The 18,368-nt window shown below is 34.3% G+C and carries 15 protein-coding genes; 2 read left to right on the top strand and 13 right to left on the bottom strand.

Features of this window, described 5'->3' with window-relative positions; all coding sequences use genetic code 11:
* Nucleotides 1-16 precede the first annotated feature (16 nt).
* The 7 genes from aac(6') to BN2667_RS00825 form a co-directional block, all read right to left on the bottom strand.
* Nucleotides 17-454, bottom strand: coding sequence for an aminoglycoside 6'-N-acetyltransferase (gene aac(6'), locus BN2667_RS00850; protein WP_054251455.1), 438 nt, complete (start codon nt 452-454; stop codon nt 17-19).
* Nucleotides 455-585: 131 nt separating this feature from the next.
* Entirely contained in the window at nt 586-4,299 is a 3,714-nt protein-coding gene (locus BN2667_RS00845; RefSeq protein WP_054251454.1) for an InlB B-repeat-containing protein, read from the bottom strand.
* A gap of 1,329 nt (nt 4,300-5,628) precedes the next feature.
* Entirely contained in the window at nt 5,629-6,108 is a 480-nt protein-coding gene (locus BN2667_RS00840) for a hypothetical protein (protein ID WP_054251453.1), read from the bottom strand.
* Between the two features lie 1,072 nt (nt 6,109-7,180).
* Nucleotides 7,181-7,630, bottom strand: a complete 450-nt coding sequence (gene tnpA, locus BN2667_RS00835) for an IS200/IS605 family transposase (protein WP_154865147.1) — start codon at nt 7,628-7,630, stop codon at nt 7,181-7,183.
* 159 nt (nt 7,631-7,789) lie between these two features.
* Nucleotides 7,790-7,936, bottom strand: a complete 147-nt coding sequence (locus BN2667_RS09105; RefSeq protein ID WP_082380150.1) for a YvrJ family protein — start codon at nt 7,934-7,936, stop codon at nt 7,790-7,792.
* 11 nt (nt 7,937-7,947) lie between these two features.
* The gene (locus BN2667_RS00830; RefSeq protein ID WP_054251451.1) at nt 7,948-8,160 is read right to left on the bottom strand and encodes a DUF2922 domain-containing protein; all 213 of its coding nucleotides are present in this window, start codon (nt 8,158-8,160) and stop codon (nt 7,948-7,950) included.
* A gap of 32 nt (nt 8,161-8,192) precedes the next feature.
* Complete coding sequence (locus BN2667_RS00825) at nt 8,193-8,411, bottom strand: DUF1659 domain-containing protein (protein WP_054251450.1); 219 nt, start codon at nt 8,409-8,411, stop codon at nt 8,193-8,195.
* 843 nt (nt 8,412-9,254) lie between these two features.
* On the opposite strand from BN2667_RS00825, the gene BN2667_RS00820 reads away from it, so the two are divergent.
* Together BN2667_RS00820 and BN2667_RS00815 are read left to right on the top strand one after the other, a co-directional pair.
* The gene (locus BN2667_RS00820; RefSeq protein WP_054251449.1) at nt 9,255-9,773 is read left to right on the top strand and encodes a sigma-70 family RNA polymerase sigma factor; all 519 of its coding nucleotides are present in this window, start codon (nt 9,255-9,257) and stop codon (nt 9,771-9,773) included.
* 1,073 nt (nt 9,774-10,846) lie between these two features.
* A complete protein-coding gene (locus tag BN2667_RS00815) occupies nt 10,847-11,317 on the top strand; it encodes a peptidoglycan recognition protein family protein (RefSeq protein WP_054251448.1) in 471 nt (156 codons plus the stop codon).
* Between the two features lie 122 nt (nt 11,318-11,439).
* On the opposite strand, the gene BN2667_RS00810 is transcribed toward BN2667_RS00815, so the two are convergent.
* The 6 genes from BN2667_RS00810 to BN2667_RS00785 form a co-directional block, all read right to left on the bottom strand.
* Complete coding sequence (locus BN2667_RS00810; protein ID WP_054251447.1) at nt 11,440-11,718, bottom strand: hypothetical protein; 279 nt, start codon at nt 11,716-11,718, stop codon at nt 11,440-11,442.
* Nucleotides 11,719-12,839: 1,121 nt separating this feature from the next.
* Nucleotides 12,840-15,047 (bottom strand): hypothetical protein, encoded by a 2,208-nt coding sequence (locus tag BN2667_RS00805; RefSeq protein WP_054251446.1) that lies wholly within the window; start codon nt 15,045-15,047, stop codon nt 12,840-12,842.
* 776 nt (nt 15,048-15,823) lie between these two features.
* Nucleotides 15,824-16,279: a type III toxin-antitoxin system TenpIN family toxin gene (gene tenpIN / locus BN2667_RS00800; protein WP_054251445.1), complete on the bottom strand. Its 456-nt coding sequence runs from the start codon at nt 16,277-16,279 to the stop codon at nt 15,824-15,826.
* 542 nt (nt 16,280-16,821) lie between these two features.
* Nucleotides 16,822-17,655 carry a two-component system regulatory protein YycI gene (gene yycI, locus BN2667_RS00795; protein WP_054251444.1) on the bottom strand — a complete coding sequence of 278 codons (834 nt, stop codon included), beginning with the start codon at nt 17,653-17,655 and terminating at the stop codon, nt 16,822-16,824.
* Between the two features lie 59 nt (nt 17,656-17,714).
* Nucleotides 17,715-18,113: a type II toxin-antitoxin system HicB family antitoxin gene (locus tag BN2667_RS00790; RefSeq protein ID WP_054251443.1), complete on the bottom strand. Its 399-nt coding sequence runs from the start codon at nt 18,111-18,113 to the stop codon at nt 17,715-17,717.
* Between the two features lie 28 nt (nt 18,114-18,141).
* A complete protein-coding gene (locus BN2667_RS00785) occupies nt 18,142-18,345 on the bottom strand; it encodes a type II toxin-antitoxin system HicA family toxin (RefSeq protein WP_054251442.1) in 204 nt (67 codons plus the stop codon).
* Between the last annotated feature and the right edge of the window lie 23 nt (nt 18,346-18,368).

The raw sequence follows: 18,368 nt of genomic DNA, 5'->3' as shown, positions 1-18,368 counted from the left end.
AAGTTCCAGCCTTTTTTTATTTTAAATCTTTTTTAAAAGCAATAATTCTCCCAACTTCTTTAAAGCCAAGGGCTAAGTGAAAATTGTAGCTAGAAATATTATCAAACTGACAGTCACTGGCAAATTCGTAAACACCTTTATCTCTGGCCCATTTTTCGCAAGCCATAACTAAATCTCTTCCAATGTTTTTCTTTCTAAAGGCTTCTTTGACATAAATTCCCTCTAGATATGCAACAGGAGAATTTTCGCAGCCTTCAACATAGTCAAAGCGCAGACCACACTGGGCAAAACCAACAACTTCGTCTCCAATAAATTTTATAAAAGAAACAATATTTTCATCACCAGCAAAATCTTCAAACTCTTTTATAAGCTCATCTCTACTAGCTCCATCGAAAATATTCAAAGCCAAATCCGCCAAAACTTTTGCATCATCTTTGTCAGCTTTTCTTATCAACTTAACTCTCCTTAAATTTCAAGTTCAAATAAATTTCTATTTAAAATCTACCCAATTTTGTGGTGATTTAAAGATAAAAAAGATAGGCACATTTTGCACCTATCTTTTCTAGTTTTAGTTTTTTACTTTAATTATTCAACAACTCTGATTGTAACATCTATTTCGGTAAAAGAATTATCAATATAAGTGATTTTATAGTTTACAGTGTAGTCACCTGGTTTTTTTGATTTTATATTTTTATAACCTGGTTGATCTGTTATTTCAAATCCTTGTCTATCTATTCTTAGATATTCAGGAGAGTTAAAGTTTATAGCATTACGGAAAGTATGATTTGTAAATTCATCAGTAGTTTTCTTTTCAACTATAATTGAATAAGGTTTGAATTGTTCACTTAGTGGACTAGTATATTTAGTGTTTTCATTAGACACTTTAACTATTATTGGAACTGTTGTCTCAGTTCCATCTTTATATTTTAGAGTAATTTCCGCCTTTAATTCAGTACCGATTTTTTCTTTTCCAGCTTTCAACCTTTTTATTACTCTACTACAGCTAATTTCTGACACAGTAGTAAATGATGATTGAGGAGAGTTATAGCTTATTAATTTTCTAAAATTATGAGAATTGTACTCTCCATTGCCCATATCAAATAGGTCTTTTGAAGTAATTTTCATTCCCTCAGGTTTATAAAATTCATTCATTGGAATATTTTTATAGACCCAGGTTCCTATAAACTTAAAATTATCTTCAGTTGAATTTGCTTCATCTAATTTATATCCTGTAAAGATCCATTTTCCTACTTCAGTTAATGTTTCTACTAAATATTCTGTTTGTGATGGTTGTTGGGCTTGAATTTTTTCCCCTTTTTCAATAACTTTACTTGCTGGAACTAAAGCTTTTACTTGGTCTGGTAAGTTGCTTCCATCAGCAGCTTGGAAGCTGTATTCAATCTTGTACTCTATGTCATCAACAACTTTTACCTTAACTTTTACTTCTTGAGTTGTCTTATCTGCGTAAGTTATAGTATAAGTTACAAAATAATCTCCAGGCTCTGTAGCTTTATTAACTGCATCAAGGTCTTCAGCTTTAACCTCTGTTTTCCCTTGATTGTCTATTCTATCATCTTCTGGTGAATTAAATTTAATTGACTTGTAAATATCTGCTATATCTAAATCTTCGCCAACTTTCTTTATCAACTCACTAGCTTCTGCAGTATATTTTTCATTTAATGCTTGATCGTAAAATGGATCTCCTACCCTAGAAACTATTTTTACTTTTACAATAACATCTTCACTTGATCCATCCTTATAATTAATTGTTATTGGTATTTCTACTATAGTTCCTTTTGAGTACTTACCATCATTAATCCAATTAATTAGTTTAGAAGGATAATTAGATCCACGTCTAACAATACTTGGAGAGTTATAAATAATAGAATTAGTAACATCAACTATCGATATTCTAGGTTTATTATGGTCAAATTGGTCTTTTCTCTTTACCCAAGTCATTTTTCCGCCGACAGGTTTATAGTATTCACTCATTGGAATCTTTTCGTATTCCCAAGTTCCTATAAATTCTGTATTAGCTTCTATCGAATCTACTTGAGCTGGTTCAAAACCTTTAAAGGTCCACTTGCCTACTTCTGTTTCAGTTTCTATTATAACTTCTGTTTTTTCAAGACTTGCAGGACTAACATTGCTTCCTTCTTTGGCTGTTCCACTTTCTGGAAGAAGAGCTTTTACTTGGTCAGGTAATTCTTTTCCTTCAGTGCCACTTACAAATTTGTAAGTTATATTAAAGTCTTTTAATTCTCTCTTTACTGTTAGAACAAATTCTTGGCTGGCTTCTGCGCTATCTAATTTAGCTGTAACTTTAACAGTAAATGGTCTTTCAGTTTCGCCATCTTTCCAGTCAAAAGCTTCAAGTGTTCCTTGAATTTTTCCATCTTTAAGCTCTAAACCTTGTGGAAGTCCTTGAGCAGTTAAATCTGCTTGTACAATTTCTTTTTCGTCATTTCTAACTGTAAGTGGAATTATTACTTCCGCTTTTTCGTCAAAAACTCTTGGTCCAATTTCATCAATTGCAATTGTTAGAATTGGTTCAATTGGTGTCAAGTCTGTTGACCATCTAGCTTTTAAAGTGATATTTTCATCTATTGGTTTTGTAAAGTCAAATTCTACGCCTTCCAAGAACCAACCTTCAAATGTTAAGTCGTCTTTTGTTGGATCATCTGGTTTTTCTACAGTCTTTCCCTTTTCAACTTCAATAGCTTCTACTTCACTACCACCATTTGAGTCGAAAGTTACTGTTAGCATTTCTGGAGCTTTTGTTCCTTTTTGTGGATTATAAGCTTCAATTGCGTCATTTAGTGCTTTAGTTGCATCGTCTACTTGTTTTTGTGTAGCGCTTTTGTCTTTCATTGCATTTTCAGCAGATTTTATTTTACTATCTAAAATATCTTGGACATCTTGTGTTACCCATGTTTCATCTGTAGGAACATCTGTGCCATCTTCACTTGTTGTATCAGCTGGTGTTAGTGCTTTAGCTTTTTCTAAAGCCTTTTCTAATTCGGTTTTGTCTGCTGCTTTTCTAATAACAATTGTAATTTCTTCTGTAACTTCTAAGCCATTTGATTTAGCAGTTACAGAAACTTTAAATTCTCTTTCAGTTTCATTTTCTTCCCATGTTAATGGTTCTAATGTTCCTATTATATGATTGCCTGCAATTTCTAGGCCTTCTGGAAGATTTTCTGCTGTAAATTCTGTTTCAGAAGTTAGGTCTTCGCCTTCCTTGTTTACAACTCCTAAAGAAATTTCAACTTCAGCTTCATCTACAAAAGATCTTGTGCCTAATGCTGGTTTAAAAATAAGTTCTTCAGCTGGTTCAATTTGAGACCAAACTGCTTTAAGTGTAATATTTTCATTTACTGGACTTGCAAAATCAAATTTTTCATTTCCTAAATACCAACCAACAAATTCAAATCCTTCTCTTGTCGGATCTGCTGGCTTTTCTACAGTCTTTCCCTTTTCAACTTCTACAGCTTCAACTTTGCTTCCACCGTTTGAGTCAAAAGTTACTTTAACCTTTTTAACTGGTTCAGTTGGATCAGTTGGATCAGTTGGTTCACTTGGTTCTGTTGGTTCACTTGGTCTAGATGGCCTATCTGGTCTAGGATCTGGATTCCAATAATTTCCACCTATATAAGGAAATAGAAAATCGAAAAAGCCATTGTTAGAAGATTTTTCTTTTTCTCTTTCAGCTTTTGCTATCCTATCCATCCTATTAATAAGTTCATGTAAATAATTATAGAAAATTTCAAACGTTGTCCTTCTTAGGGCATAATCTTTTAAAGAATCTCCTATAACTACTCCATCTAATAAATTAGATTTGCCAGCAAAGTCTACAAATTGTTTAGACCAATCTGTGCCTAAAATTTTGTCTTCTATAAAATCAGGATGAAGCCTTGCAATAATTGTTATAACTTCTTCATTAGTAATAAAACTATCTGGTCTAAAGCTTCCATCCTCGTAACCTTTAATATAGCCTTCTTTTACGGCAGCATTAATATAACCATTAGCCCAATGATCAAGGTCTACATCATTAAATTTAGACTTTATGTCTTTTAATTGATCGGCTAAGTCCTTTTTGTCTTTGATTTTAATAACCATCTTGGCCATTTCTGCCCTAGTTATTTTGTTTTCAAGTTTTAAACTGCCATCTTCATATCCTTCTACGTAATTCCTATCAACAAGCCACTGAATTTTTTCATCTGTGGTCTTAGCTAAAACTGGAACTACACTTGAGAAAATCATAAGTAATGCTAAAACTAATGATAATCTTCTTTTCATTCTTCCAAACCTCCTAATTCTATTCGCGATAAACGTTTACATTTTTCATTTTACTCCTAATCATACCATTTTGCAACAGTTAAATTATAAAAGTTTTTTAGTCTTGGACAAAATTAAAATAAGGGAAAAAATTTAACTATGCCATAAAAAAGTTATTTTAAATTAGTAGATACAAAATAGAAATGTCTGGAGAAAAAAGTTAGAAAAAATGATAGCCTCTCATTTCTAAATATTATTATAAAATAGTAGACCAGTTTTAAATTATCATTTAAGTTTTCTTTTTTTTTTTGTGAAATTGAAATTTTTTGTTTAAAACGGGGACACAGCTAAAGAAACGTCTCCATTCAAAAATCAACTATTAAGTTTTACTTAAGAGTTCAAAATCAACTCTTAGGAAATTCCTAATAGTTCAAAATCTTTGAGATATTAAGTTTTGCTTAATAAGTGAATAATTGACCAAATCAATTTATAATAGATGAAATAAAAAAAGATAACCCCAGGCACGTAGGAATGTAGAGTGTATTAACATCTACCCCATTTTGGGACCCAGTGTTTACCCCTCACAAGTTATCTTTATCAACTTCATTATAAATGTAGTTTGGACAAAGTGCAATAAAAATTTTAACTTCTAATATAAGTAATCACTAAAAGAGATAACCCTAAAAGGTTGTCTCCTTTTTTTATATTCACAAAACTTTGTTTCAGAATTAATTTCAAATACGGCAAAGCTACCACAAGTCGCAGGCTAAAAAAAATAAGTTAAGAACGAAAATAAAATATGCCAACAGCGACAGCTACCCCAACTCACTAGCTAATAAAAAAGACTTTGCGTCACAATAACTTTCGCAAACGGCGAAGCACCACAACTCGCAAGTTAAAAAATTGAACTTTTTTCCTAATTAAATTTTGCAAACGGCGAAGCAGCTTTCCGCAGGAACAGTTTAGGGTGTAAGAAAGGGAGGGTCTCAGGAGGGGAACATGAGGGAGAATACTAGGCCGTCGAATTCTAGCCAATCGACTCTCCCTTTGGTCGGTCTATTGGGAATTCTTGGCATGAGACCTGTTAGCCAAATCAAAGATTTGGACTAGGGCTTCAACTCCCTTCGTTCCCCTCCTGAGGTTGTTGATTCGTTAGTCAAAGAAAAAGAGTTTGCGTTAAAGTAGTTTAAGAAAATGGCGAAGCTACCACAAATCATTTAGTTAAGAAAAAGAATAATGAGTAAGAATAAACTTAGCATACAGCGAAGCTAAAAAATAAAAACACAAAAAAACCTGGGGCGAAATGTCGTCTCCAGGTTTTTAATCACTTATAAACTTTTTTACTTTCACTTAGACCACCTCTAAAGCACTTTCGTCAGATGAAAAAGCACCTTTCATGGCCTTGGCGAGGAATATGTTTTTAGAAATCGTCTCTAGCCTATCTAGAATCTCAAGTTCCTTTCCGTCATCTAGGCCGATAATGACCCTGCCGCCTTTTTCATTTAAAAACTTAATGGCCTTTAAATTTACATAACCGTAGGCGCCATCAGATTTAGTCTTAGGCTTTCTCACTTTTGCCTTTACAAAGACACTAGACTTAATAAAAATCGGGCCGTTTTCCTTAATACCAAAATCTTTAAACTTTTTGTTAATGGCCTTTCTGTCTAAAGATTGGAAAAAATAAAACTTCTTCAAAACAGTAGAAAGAGTTTTAGGAATATAAACATCCTTAGACGAAAAAGTGTAGATCAAAGTTCCGTCGCCATAATCATCGTATTTTGGAATAATGTACTGAAAGTCTTCATTAAAAAGATCAAAATTAAAATTCATAAATCGTCCTCCTTGTTAAGATAAATATATTGTATCAGAACATTTGTTCTATTACAAGGTCAAAATAAAAAAGACGCTGGATTATTTTCCAGCATCTCGTAAGGGGACTGTCCCCTTTCAAATTACTATCACCGTTAAAAAAGTTTTTGATAAGCAAAAATTTTTCTCTTAACTAGCTAATCGTGGTTAGCTTCGCTATATTGTAACTTTATTGTGACGCATAGTCTTTCTCTTAAAAAAATAATTCTCTCTCCCTCAGGAGGAGGCTAAGGGAGTCAGATTCTCCCTCATCGCCTCCTCCCGAGACCCTCCTCCCCTTTCACCCTAAACTGTTCCTGCGGAAAGCTTGCTGTCGCCATTGGCATAATCCGTTTAGGAAAGAATTTCTGTATCTTAACTAGCGAGTTGTGGTGACATTTTATAAAAAGATTAAAATTTGAAAAATAAAAAAGCGATAGCTCTAATTATTTTATTATTAAATAGAGCAAAGAAGAAAAAAACTACTTCAAACGGCGAAGCTAGCGTTAGCTCCAACAACTTTGCCAAATACAAAAAGTTAACGAGTAACAATAATTTTTGCTAACACAACGATCAGCCCTCTGCAAGAGCTCTACAGGGTGTAAAAAGAGGAGGGGTTTGGGGAGGAGAACATGAGGGAGTTTGAGCTTCCCTTCGTTCTCCTCCCCAAGAGCTGGAAGTCATTATGTTAAAAAGAAAAAGTAATTACACAAAAACATAGTCAGAATACGGCGACAGCCACCACAATCAATAAGCTAACAAAAAAGACTTAGCATCAAAAAAACTTAAGCATACGGCGAAGCTTTAACAACAATAATTTTGCTAGCAAGAATTACCTTGGTTCCCACGGGGACAGGCCACAAGGGACAGTCCCATTACGTTTTAGCTGTGTCCCCTTTGAAACTTAAAAAAATAAACTAATAAAAACAATAAACACAAATTAATAATCATCCCCCGGCGTAGCCGGGGGTTTTTCTCATGCGGCCCAAAGGGCCTGTATTACCAGCCACGCCTCAATGGCGTTGGTTAGTCCGCCACTTGCAACTTCTACTTGCTACCCTTTAAAAGGGTCAACTACATCAAATGTTAGTTGTTCGCTTAACTGATCTTGTTTTAATTGGTTTTGGATATATTCTTGGATTGCTTTTGCATTTTTACCTGCTGTGTCTACATAATATCCTCTACACCAAAACTGTCTTCCTCTGTATTTATATTTTAAATTTCCCCATCTTTCATATATCATTATGCTACTCTTTCCTTTTATAATTCCCATAACACTTGATACTGATAGTTTTGGTGGTATTTCTACTAACATATGAATATGATCTGGGCATACTTCCGCTTCTATTATGTTTACTTCTTTCCAGCTACATAATTCTCGAAGTATTTGTCCTATTTCTAATCTTTTACTTCCGTAAAATTCTTTTCTCCTATATTTTGGTGCAAATACTATATGGTATTTACAGTTCCATTTTGTATGTGATAAACTATGTTTGTCATTTATTGATGACATTTTCTTACCTCCTTGATATTTTTTATTGCAGTTGGCGAACTACAATTTAATTATATATCATAGGAGGTTTTTTGTTGGTTTTTCATCGCTAAAGCTATACTGAACCCCCAGTCTAACTGGGGGTTTTCTTCTTACTAAAAAGACGCTGGATTATTTTCCAGCGTCTCTTATTTCCATAGACAACTTACTAATTTCGTCCTTTAAATCTTGCAAAGACTTGTCAAGTTTAAAAAGTTGAAACAAGGTAATGGCAATTGGAAATCCTAAGTCAGTAATTAAACTCAACCACATTTCCATCTAACCCCTCCTTAAAATATATCAGTAACTTGTCTTTCAACAACATAGGCCTTTTTGGCCACAGAGATTTTTTCTCCCTTGCTTGCAAAAACATCTGCCTGGATAATAAGACCCATCTTTTCCTTAACAAGATCTTCGTTAAGGTCATCTTTAGGATCATTAAGAGACATACGAAAGGCATCTCCGCCTTCATTTGCAAACTCTAGATATAAAACCTTAGACATCTAATCACCTCCTCAAAAAAATTTTCAATCACCTACTCATTAATTTCGCTAGTAACAACCTTCTTAGTTTTCACTAGTTCCTTAGCAGTAAGACCATCAATAGCCCTAGCAGCAACAAGAAGATTGTCATCAGTAGCACTAGTGTTGACATTAGAAAAAGTTTTAGCCTTAAACTTTTGTTTACCGTCAGCAGTTGTGCCGTTATCAAACTCTAGCCTAAGCTGATTTTTAGTAATAGTTGCAGTTGCCATTCTTATCACCTCCTTACACTAGATAAATAGAAAAAAGAGAGAAAAACTTTCACAAGGACTTTTTAAAAAGTCGGGAAAAATTTTAGGAGAAATTAAAAAGTAAGAAGAAGTCAGAGGAATCTTTAAAAAGTTTCTAAAGAGAAGCAAACTTCCGCCAAAGGCAGACTTAGGAAATTATTTTATCTTCTATTAATATAGGGATCGAAAGGAGATGATGAAAATGGTTTGATGTTGTTCAAAATAAAAAAGCGATAGCTCCAATTATTTCTATTATTAAGTAGAGCAAAGAAGAGAAAAAACTACTTCAAACGGCGAAGCTAGCGCTAGCTCCAACAACTTTGGCAAATACAAAAAGTTAATGAGTGACAATAATTTTTGCTAACACAACGGCCAGCCCTCTGCAAGAGCTCTACAGGGTGTAAAAAGAGGTAGGGTTTGGGGAGGAGAACATGAGGGAGTTTGAGCTTCCCTTCGTTCTCCTCCCCAAGAGCTGGAAGTCATTATGTTAAAAGGAAAAAGTAATTACACAAAAACATAGCCAGAATACGGCGACAGCCACCACAATCAGTAAGCTAACAAAAAATTTTTAAATCAAAGTAATTTAAGAAAACGGCGAAGCTAGCGTTAGCTCTAATTAAAAAAATCTAAGAGAAGGATTTAAGAACAGAAAATAATTTTAGCAAATGGCGAAGCCGAGTTGTCGAGAAAAAGGGGACACAGCTGAAGCAATGTCCCCACACTGTGTGGAGCAAGGGTCAATTTTTAAGGGGACTGTCCCTTGTGGCCTGTCCCCGTTGAACCAACAACGTTCCTGATTTAACAAAAAAAGAAAGGAGTTGTCTTATGGACGAGGAAGAAAAAATAAAAATAATAAAAGACTACGAGCCGCTTAGAAAATCTCTTTGTAGGAAATTTTATTATCTCGGCGCTGAGGATCTTAACCAAGATCTCATTGTCCTAACCCTTGAGGCACTAAAGACTTATGAAGAAAGCGAAGCCAGACTTCCCTATTATATAAAAAAGCTTTGCACCTGGTACTGCCTAGACCAGGCCAAGGCCTTTAAAAATCATCTAAGTTTAGAAGAAAAAGACGAAGACGGCTTTGAACTAAAAGACAAGGTCCCAGCAGATGAAGACTTAGAAAAAACTTATGAAGAAATAGAGAGAAGAGATTTTATAAGAGAAAAATTAAAAGTATTAGAAGAAGACGAGGCTTTCGTTATAAAAGGATATTATTTTAAAAATATCCCTTTAAAAGATCTAGCAAAGGAAATGGATCTTTCCCCTACAAGTGTAAGTAGAATTCACAAAAAAGCAATAAAAAAGCTGAGAAAGTGTTTTAAAAAAACAACTTTCTTTTAACTAACAAAATGTTCCAATTAATGGGGACATACCTTTAGGTGTGTCCCCGTTAGAACAAAAGTAAATTGCTTCGCCGTTTATTAAAGTTATTGTCAAGCAAAGTATATTTCGTTAACTAACAATTTGTGGTTAAAGCTTCGCTGTTAGCAAAATTAATTAAAGGAAAAAATTCTTTCTTTCTTTTAAAATAATTTAGGTAAAGTGGGGAGGGGAACGAAGGGAAGCTCAAACTCCCTCATGTTCCCCTCCCCAGTCCCCACCCCTTTTTACACCCTGTAGAGCTCTTGCAGAGGGCTGATCTTCGTGGTATCAAAAACAAATCAGCTCATAATTTAATTATGTTATTTAACTTTACTGGAGCTATCGCTTTTTATATCTACAAAAATATTTTCAAAAATAAAAGAGTAACCACAGTCCACAGATTAAGAGAAAGATTAAAAACCCAAATTTCTTTTAGCAAACGGCGAAGCAGCTTTCCGCAGGAACAGTTTAGGGTGTAAGGGGAGGAGGGTCTCGGGAGGAGGCGTTGAGGGAGAATACTAGGCCGTCGAATTCTAGCCAATCGACTCTCCCTTTGGTCGGTCTCTTGGGAATTCTTGGCATGAGACCTGCTACAAAATCAGAGATTTTGGCTAGGGCTTCAACTCCCTTCGTTCCCTTCCCCAAGAGCTGAGATTATTTAGGCTATTAGAAAGAGCAATTAAACAATAATAAAGAAAGAAAGCGGCGATAGCTACCACAACTTGTCAGAAAATAAAATGAATAAGAACAAGAATAAACTTAGCACATGGCGATAGCAAACCACAATTAATTTAGCTAAGAGAACAAACAATGAAGAAGAGTATTTTAGAATATGGCGAAGCAATTATACCCGACAAGGGAATGTAAGATGGTTTTCACCGGGGACACACCTAAAGGAATGTCCCCTAACTATGATATGTGGAGCAAAGGCCAAAATGTAAGGGGACTGTCCCTTCGGGCCTGTCCTCGTTGAAATGGAAAAGAATTTTGAAAAGAAAAAAGAAAAAAACAAAAAAGGGCTTTGCCCTTAGAATTTATATCAAGGAGGAAAAATGATTATAAACAAATTACCAATTAGGTACAATTATAGTAGAAGAATTAATGAAATGAGATATATTGTCGTTCACGATACGGGAAATCCTAGAAGGGGTGCTGGGGCTCTTAGTCATTATAGGTATTTTAATGGTGGCTACAGGGCGGCGTCTGCCCACTACTTCGTCGACGATAGGAATGTTGTTGAGACTGTAGACCCACATTTAGTTTCCTGGCATTGTGGAGATGGGAAAGGAAGATATGGAATAACAAACTCAAATTCAATTGGCATAGAAATATGTATAAATGAAGATTCAGATTTTGAAAAAGCCAAGGCCCAAGCGAGAGAGCTAATAAGGTTTTTGTGTCAGACGTATAGGATCCCGAAGAAAAATGTTATTAGGCACTATGACGCGTCTAGGAAGAACTGTCCTGGAAGAATGGCGAAGGATAATTGGAAGGAGTGGAAGGAGTTTTGGGAAAGTATTTGATATATAAAAACGGGGACATTGCTTTAGCTGTGTCCCCGTTTTGTTTGAAGAAACGTACCCTAAATCACAAAAAAGAGACCCTTGCGAGTCTCTTTTTCTGTTCTAATTAAATGTTAATTTAATTATTTGAATTCTAGTGTATAAGTGTCTGTTGTAGATATACCGTCTTTTTCGATATTTGCAACAACTTCAACTGTTACTCCTTTAAGATCATTTAAGGTTGCTTTAGTTGCATCCATATCTAGATAACTATACATTAAAGTAGTAATTAATGTTTTTCTAGTAGTAGCATCTAATTCAGAAATGTCCTTCATTTCCATTTCTTTGCCTTCAATTAATAAACCTTTAATTTTAAAAGCTTTTACACCTTCATTATTAATTAAAGCATCAAGTGCTACCATAGCACCAGTATTTTTAACATCTTTGATTAAAGTTTCTTCTTTTCCTTCTTTTACTGTTACTGTAGTAGTTTTTGTTTCAGGATCATAAGAAACATCTACATAGTCATTTTCTGCTTTTGTAGCTTCTTTGATTTGTTCAGCTATAGCATCAGAAAGTTCTTTTTTAACTTTTTCTTCTTTAGCTTGTTCTTCTTTAAGCTCTTTTACTGCTGGTTCTAGTTCATTATGAATTTTATTTCCTAATTGTTTTCTAACAGTATTATCTTCTGGAAGTTTTCTTGCTGCTTCTAAAGCTTTTGCAACTGCTTCTTCAGCTGCTGCGATGTTTTCAGCTGTTGGATCTTCTTCAGCTTTTGCAACTGCTTCTTCAGCTTCTGTTGTTTCTGCTTTAGCTTTGTTTTCTAATTCTGTATAGTCTTTTTCAACTGGTTTTTCTGGTTCATTCCGTGTCTATCTTTTGATTTCGACCGGTCCTCACCGCACGTGCGACTTTCATCGCATACGGCGATTCCTCGAGATTTTTCCCGACTAGGCTCCTTGGCTCCTACTTGTTTTATCCTCTTTTATTGTTACCAATAAAATCCTAACGGCAAGTATTCATAGCTACTACGAGCCCGCTGACTTTCTATAAAGATCACAGAGCTTACTTTCTCTCCCTTTATAGACTCTCAAACGTTCCATTTGTATTTTCCTTTGTTATATGACCTTAGATTTCCACAAAATTAAGAAGAAATTTGGATTTAATAGTCTAAATTTTTTCCAAATCATCTATAACATCTCAGTTATAGGGGCTTATACTAAGCTAAAGAGATAATATAAGCTAGCTTTCTTAATCTTTAGTGGATTCATTTTCTTAATCATAGTCATTTTTTAGGAGCTCCGCGCTCGGACTTGCACCGGCTACGACTTCACCTGGCTTCACGTGCTTATCTAAAGTAAACTGTAAGCATCGCGCAGGATATTAAGCTTTATGACTAAAAGACTATTGTCATAAAATAGGACTTTCACCTATCATAAATACAAATAGTTAAAAATAAAACCCCTATACTTTTTGAGTATAAGGGCTTTATCCCAATTCTTTTCGCTAATGTTAGCTTATAGAATTACGTTTCGCACTTTTATTATTTAGCGATTTCAACTTTTTCAAGTTTTTCAACATAACCATCTTTAACTTGTTCTAATTTGTTGAAAGCTTCAATTTTAGTGTTTAAATCACCAGCTTCTTTTGAAACAGATTTCTTTTCAGATTTTTCTAATCCGTTATACTCATTAATAGCATCTACTAATTCTTCTCTTAGTTCTTCAGCTTTTTCTTGAGTTCCGTAATTAGCTTCAGTCATGTCTTTTGTCCATACAAGACCTTCTATAGTCTTCTTGAAAGTTTCAGAATTAGCTCTTCTAGAAACTTCTTCAAATTCAACAACTACTGGAGTTTGGTATCCGTTATCGTTAGTTGAAAGAGTGATTTTTAGAATTACATCTTTTGCTTCTTTTGCTAATTTTTCAAGTTTTTCATAGTCATCTGCAGTTACTTTGTAAGTTCTAGCTGCTCCGTAAACACCGTTATCAAAGAAATCTCTAACTACTACATAGTATGAGTTATTATCTGCATAAACTCTATCTAATTTAACTTTCTTAGTTAATTCAGTGTTTACACCTTTAACTAAAGCTCCTCTTAAAGCAAGGTTAACATTAGAGATAACATCAATTTCTTTCATAGCTTTATCAGCGAAAGAAACTTGAACGTGGTTTCCTGGTCTAGTTTGACCTTCTAGGAATTCAGCTGTATCTGGGTTAACTGCGAAAGTAGCTTTTCTGTTGTATTTGTCTATTAATTCAATTTCTCTGTTAGATCTGTTGAACTTAACAACTTCATATACATTAGCTTCGCTGTAGTCAATAACTTTTACTGGTTTAGTAAATACGTTATTTCCTTCTTTTACTGTTCTGAATTCTACTACATCCATGTAATCATATGTCCAGTTTCCTGGGAACCAGATTCCTGGGAAGTATTTTGAAGAGTTAGAAGTTACATATGTTCCGTCAGTATCTTGAAGAGTTACATTGTGTAGAGAGTTAACTCCGTCAGTGTAAACTCTTAATAGGTTATATTTAGTGTTAGATTTATGAGTAGTGTTGAATACTACAACTTTAGCTTCTCTACCCCATTTAGTCTTGTTATAACCAGCATAAACATTTTCAATTTCTTTATTTGCCCATGTGTTAGTAGCCTTATCATAAGCTCCATAATATTTCATAGCATCAGTTAATGAATCAATTTCCTTTAAGAAATTGTTAGCTGGATCTGCTACGAAATATCTAGTGTCGCTCATTAAGTTAACTTTAGTTCCTTCGTGGAATTCTAGAACATCATGTCCTGCAAATCTTGCTTTGTTAGCTCTCATTGAAGAAATTGTGTAATCTGCAACTGTATCCCATCTTCTAGCTTTAGCACCATCAGTATAGTTTCCAAGTTCGATCATATAAAGAACGTTGTTGTCTTTATCAGTAATTAATCTTACTAATGATCCTGGTCTTGCAGCGTTTTGTGCTAATGCAAAAATGTTAGTTCCATCAGTAAAGACTGTTTCATAAGTGATGTTGTATGTCATGTCTTTATCTTGGTTGATTTCAACTTTTCCAGCTTGTAGCTTAGAAATGATACCCATCTTGTCGCCAAAGTCAACTTTGTTGTATCTAGTATCGCCTAGAGCAACTTTAGTGTTGTAGATCATTTCGAAAGCGTCTCTTCTAGAAATAGGTGCATCAGAGTTAACAACTTTTATTCCGTCAAGGATTCCAAGTTCTTCTGCCCATCTCATCCAAGAAGTAGCCCATACAGCGTTTTCTACCATTTTGTTAGTTAGGTCATTTTTTACGATTCTTACTAACATTGTAGCTAGTTCTGCATAAGATAATTCTTTTTCAGGTTTGAAGTTACCATCTTCGAAACCAATAACGATTGGTTGGTTAGTCTTAGCGTTCTTTTCAGTTCTTGCAACTGAAACGAATCCGTTTGACCATCTGTCTGTGTCAACGTCTGGGAATGGTTTCATTACACCTTGAAGAACTTCTGCTAATTTTTCTTTGCCTACTGTGTAAACAATTAGTTTAGTAGCTTGTTCTCTTGTAAGTGTTCCTTCAAGATCAAGGTCTTTTTCTCCATCTTTGTTAACCTTATGACCTTCTACGATTTTGTTGTCTACTAGCCATTGGATTTTGTTAGCTTGTGAAATGTTTTCAACTTTAGCTTCTTCGGCTGAAACAACTGCGAATGTTCCTAGTACCATTACAAGTGCAAGTACTAGTGAAAGTATTCTTTTGTTCATGTCGTGTCCGACCTCCTTAAATATTTTGGGTTTACCCCAATAGAATTATAACATTCACGAGTTCTTTTTCCAATATTTAATTGTCAAAGTTCGTGAAAACGAGTGGGGCTTTCCCTCTCGTCTTGTTTATATTATATATTGGTTTTTTATTTTTAGTATTACAACATTGTTACAATTAGGGTTTTTTTATGGTTTTTGTTTGGTTTTTTGTTTTGGGATTGTTTTTTGTTTTCTATTATATATGGGGGAAGGCTATCGCCGTTTGAATGAGTTTTTTCTGTTCGTTATTCTTTCTTGTTAAATAGCTGTTTGTGGTCTGCTTCGTTGTTGGCAAAAGTTTTTTAGAAAAAATGTTTTTCCTTTATATATAAGCGATAGCTCCAGTAACTTTTTTTAATGCAATTGTATATTGAGCTGAAGTTATTTCTGCTAACTCAACGATCAGCCCTCTGCAAGAGCTCTACAGGGTGTAAAAAGAGGAGAGGTTTGGGGAGGAGAACATGAGGGAGTTTGAGCTTCCCTTCGTTCTCCTCCCTAAGAGCTGGAACTCTTTAAGTCAAGAAAAAGATTATTTTACTTAAACTCTGCTTGCTAATAGCGAAGCATTAACCACGATGTGTTCGTTAAGTCATTAATCTTTGTATTAGAAAGTTTTTTTCCAATGGCGATAGCCGATTTGTTGATAACGGGGACACAGCTGAAGCAATGTCCCCTTTTGTTTGTATAAATAATAAAAAACACACATAGCTATAATAGTGCTTGTGTGTTGTCTTTTGTTAGATTTTTAGTATCTCATGAAAATATTTTAGTGTTGTATATTTATATTTTTTTGTATTTTGTTTTGTATCATTATTGTTTTCTATATGATTTATATACCCATCGATATACTCATTTACTTCTTGACATATTTGTTTAATGTTTTGCATCATTTCAACATATTCATCATTATCAACTAGTCCATTTGTTCCAATATAGTCTATGTCTTTAATTAATATAATCTTTGTGTAGTCTAAGCCTGACTTATGAGTTTGTGAGCGTTTTGTATTTTTAAATAGGTAAGCATTTTTATGTGTAATTTCACTTCTAAATGGAACGCATATGAAATAATCTTCTTTGCTTTTTAATATTAAACAATTGTAACTTCTTTTATCGTTGGTCAATATTTCTTTATATGAGCTATAGTCTTTATAAAACTTTGTACTGAGTTTATATATTTCTTGTATATAATCCATTATAAGCCTCTTTATAATTTAAAATGAGGGAGTTGCCTCCCTCATTTTTCTTCTCTCGGTCAATTTTTATTTTTTCTTGAGGTGTCAGAACCGTCACACCTGTCATCGCTCGGTCAATTTTTATTTTTTCTTGAGGTGTCGGAACCGTCACACCTGTCATCTTTGTATTTTTATTTTATCATATTTGAAACTATTGTCAAGTTGCTTGGTTTTTGGAAAAGAAAGTTTTGCGGCTAGATTATATACAATCAGACTCATTGACAACGGGGACAGACCTAAAGGACTGTCCCCGCTATCGAATCAATCATGATTCTACTAACCTTATTGAACCTAGTAATTAGTCTTATAAAGGCTATGAATAAATAAAACTTAAATTAAATTAACTTATTTTTCATTCGCATTTGGTGGCTGCGTACACCGCTTTTTTCATTCGCATTTAATGGCTGCGTACACCACTTTTTCTTCAATTTAAATATATCATAAGTTAATGGTTTTGTCAATTTCAATGGGGACACAGGTGAAGGACTGTCCCCTTATTTTTTTTAAAAGTTGTCTAGGATTTTTATTGTGCCGTCTGTGAATTTTATTCTCCAGGCGGGTATGGCTCTTCCTTGTTCTGCTTTGGTGTTGTCTTCTAGGAGGCCTTGTTCTTCTGGGTTGAAGTAGTAGCAGACTTTTATTTCCTCAATCGTCTTTCCTTTGTTTTCGTCTGTGTTTGTGAGGGCGAAGAGGGCTTTGTAGGCTGGCTCGATTTGGATTTTGTCTTTTTCTTCTTGGATGACTTCGATCCAGAGGCTATCCATTTTTGTGACTGTACCGCCTTCTAGGGTTAGTCTTAGGTAGGATGTTTCTAGGATTTTGTCTTTGTAGGTTTTTAAGAATTCGTAGGTGGTGACGGTTTTTTCTTCTGTTATTTTTGATAGTAGCATGTCGCTTGTGTCGATCTTTTTTTCTTCTAGGAAGGCCAGGGCTTTTTCTTTGGTGTTTTCGTACTTTTTGTTTTCTTTTTTATAGTTTTCGTAGAGGAATCTTCTGTTGTTTATGATCGTGATTTCTTCTTGGTCTTTTGAGATTGTTGTTATGTTTTCTCTTATGTCAATGTCTCCTGTGCCGCCGAAGTATTTTTCATTTATGGTTTTTATGTTTTCTTCTTGGTATTTTACGATTAGGGGTTTTTCTTTTACTGGGTTGGTTGGGATCTCGGTTTTTAGTTTTATTCCTTTTTCTTTTAGGTTTTCTTCTAGGTTTTTTATTGTGCCTTCTGGGTTTTTGTAGGGCCTTAGGTCTTTTTCTTTTTTTAGGTAGAGGCCTAGGAGGCTTAGGTTTAGGATTAGTAGGATTAGTATTATTTGGTTTTTTGTTTTTTTCCAGTCCATTTTTTTCTCCTTTATGTAGTGATAAGGGGACTTGATTTAATCAATGTCCCCTTTAATTATTATTTTATGTTTAATTCTTTTTTTAAGGCTTCTTGTAAGATGAATGAAAAGTTAATGTCTTCTTCTCTAGCTCTTATGTCTAGCCATTGTGGTATTGTTAGAGTTTTCTTAATTGATTTGTTGTCTATTGCTTTTCTAATTGTTGGCATCCAGACTTCTATTAATACCGATCTTTGGTTAGACTCTAGTTGTATGTCTTCTAATCTACTTGCTTGCGGGATTAGTTCTTTGTCTCTTTCTAGATTATCCATCCATAAGCCTAGTACGTCTTTAGCCATGTAAAGGGCTTCTTCGTCTGTGTCTGCACAGGATAAGCATCCTGGCAAGTCTGGAAATTCTATGCTGATTCCATCTTCTGCATAATCAAAGATTGCTGGATATATATATCTGTCTTTCATTTTTTCACCTCTTAGTTTTAACTTGGGACTAAAGTTCTATCCCTGTTTGTTTTGAAATGCTTTTTAATGTTTTTATTGGAAAGCTCTTCCTAGGGTGTGGAATTGTAACTTTTCCTAGGCTGGGATTAGATGGATTTATCATTAATACATGACTGCCTTTTGCATCTCCCTTTTCTATACAACCATGATTTTTTAGTATTCTAATTATTTCTCTTGAGTTGTAATTTTTCATAAGAAGTTTTCTCCTTACATTTT

The sequence above is a fragment of the Neofamilia massiliensis genome (genome assembly GCF_001299475.1).
Lineage (GTDB): Bacteria > Bacillota > Clostridia > Tissierellales > Peptoniphilaceae > Neofamilia > Neofamilia massiliensis.
The sequence above is the reverse complement of the archived record's forward strand: the minus strand, read 5'-3'. Positions and strand labels throughout refer to the sequence as shown.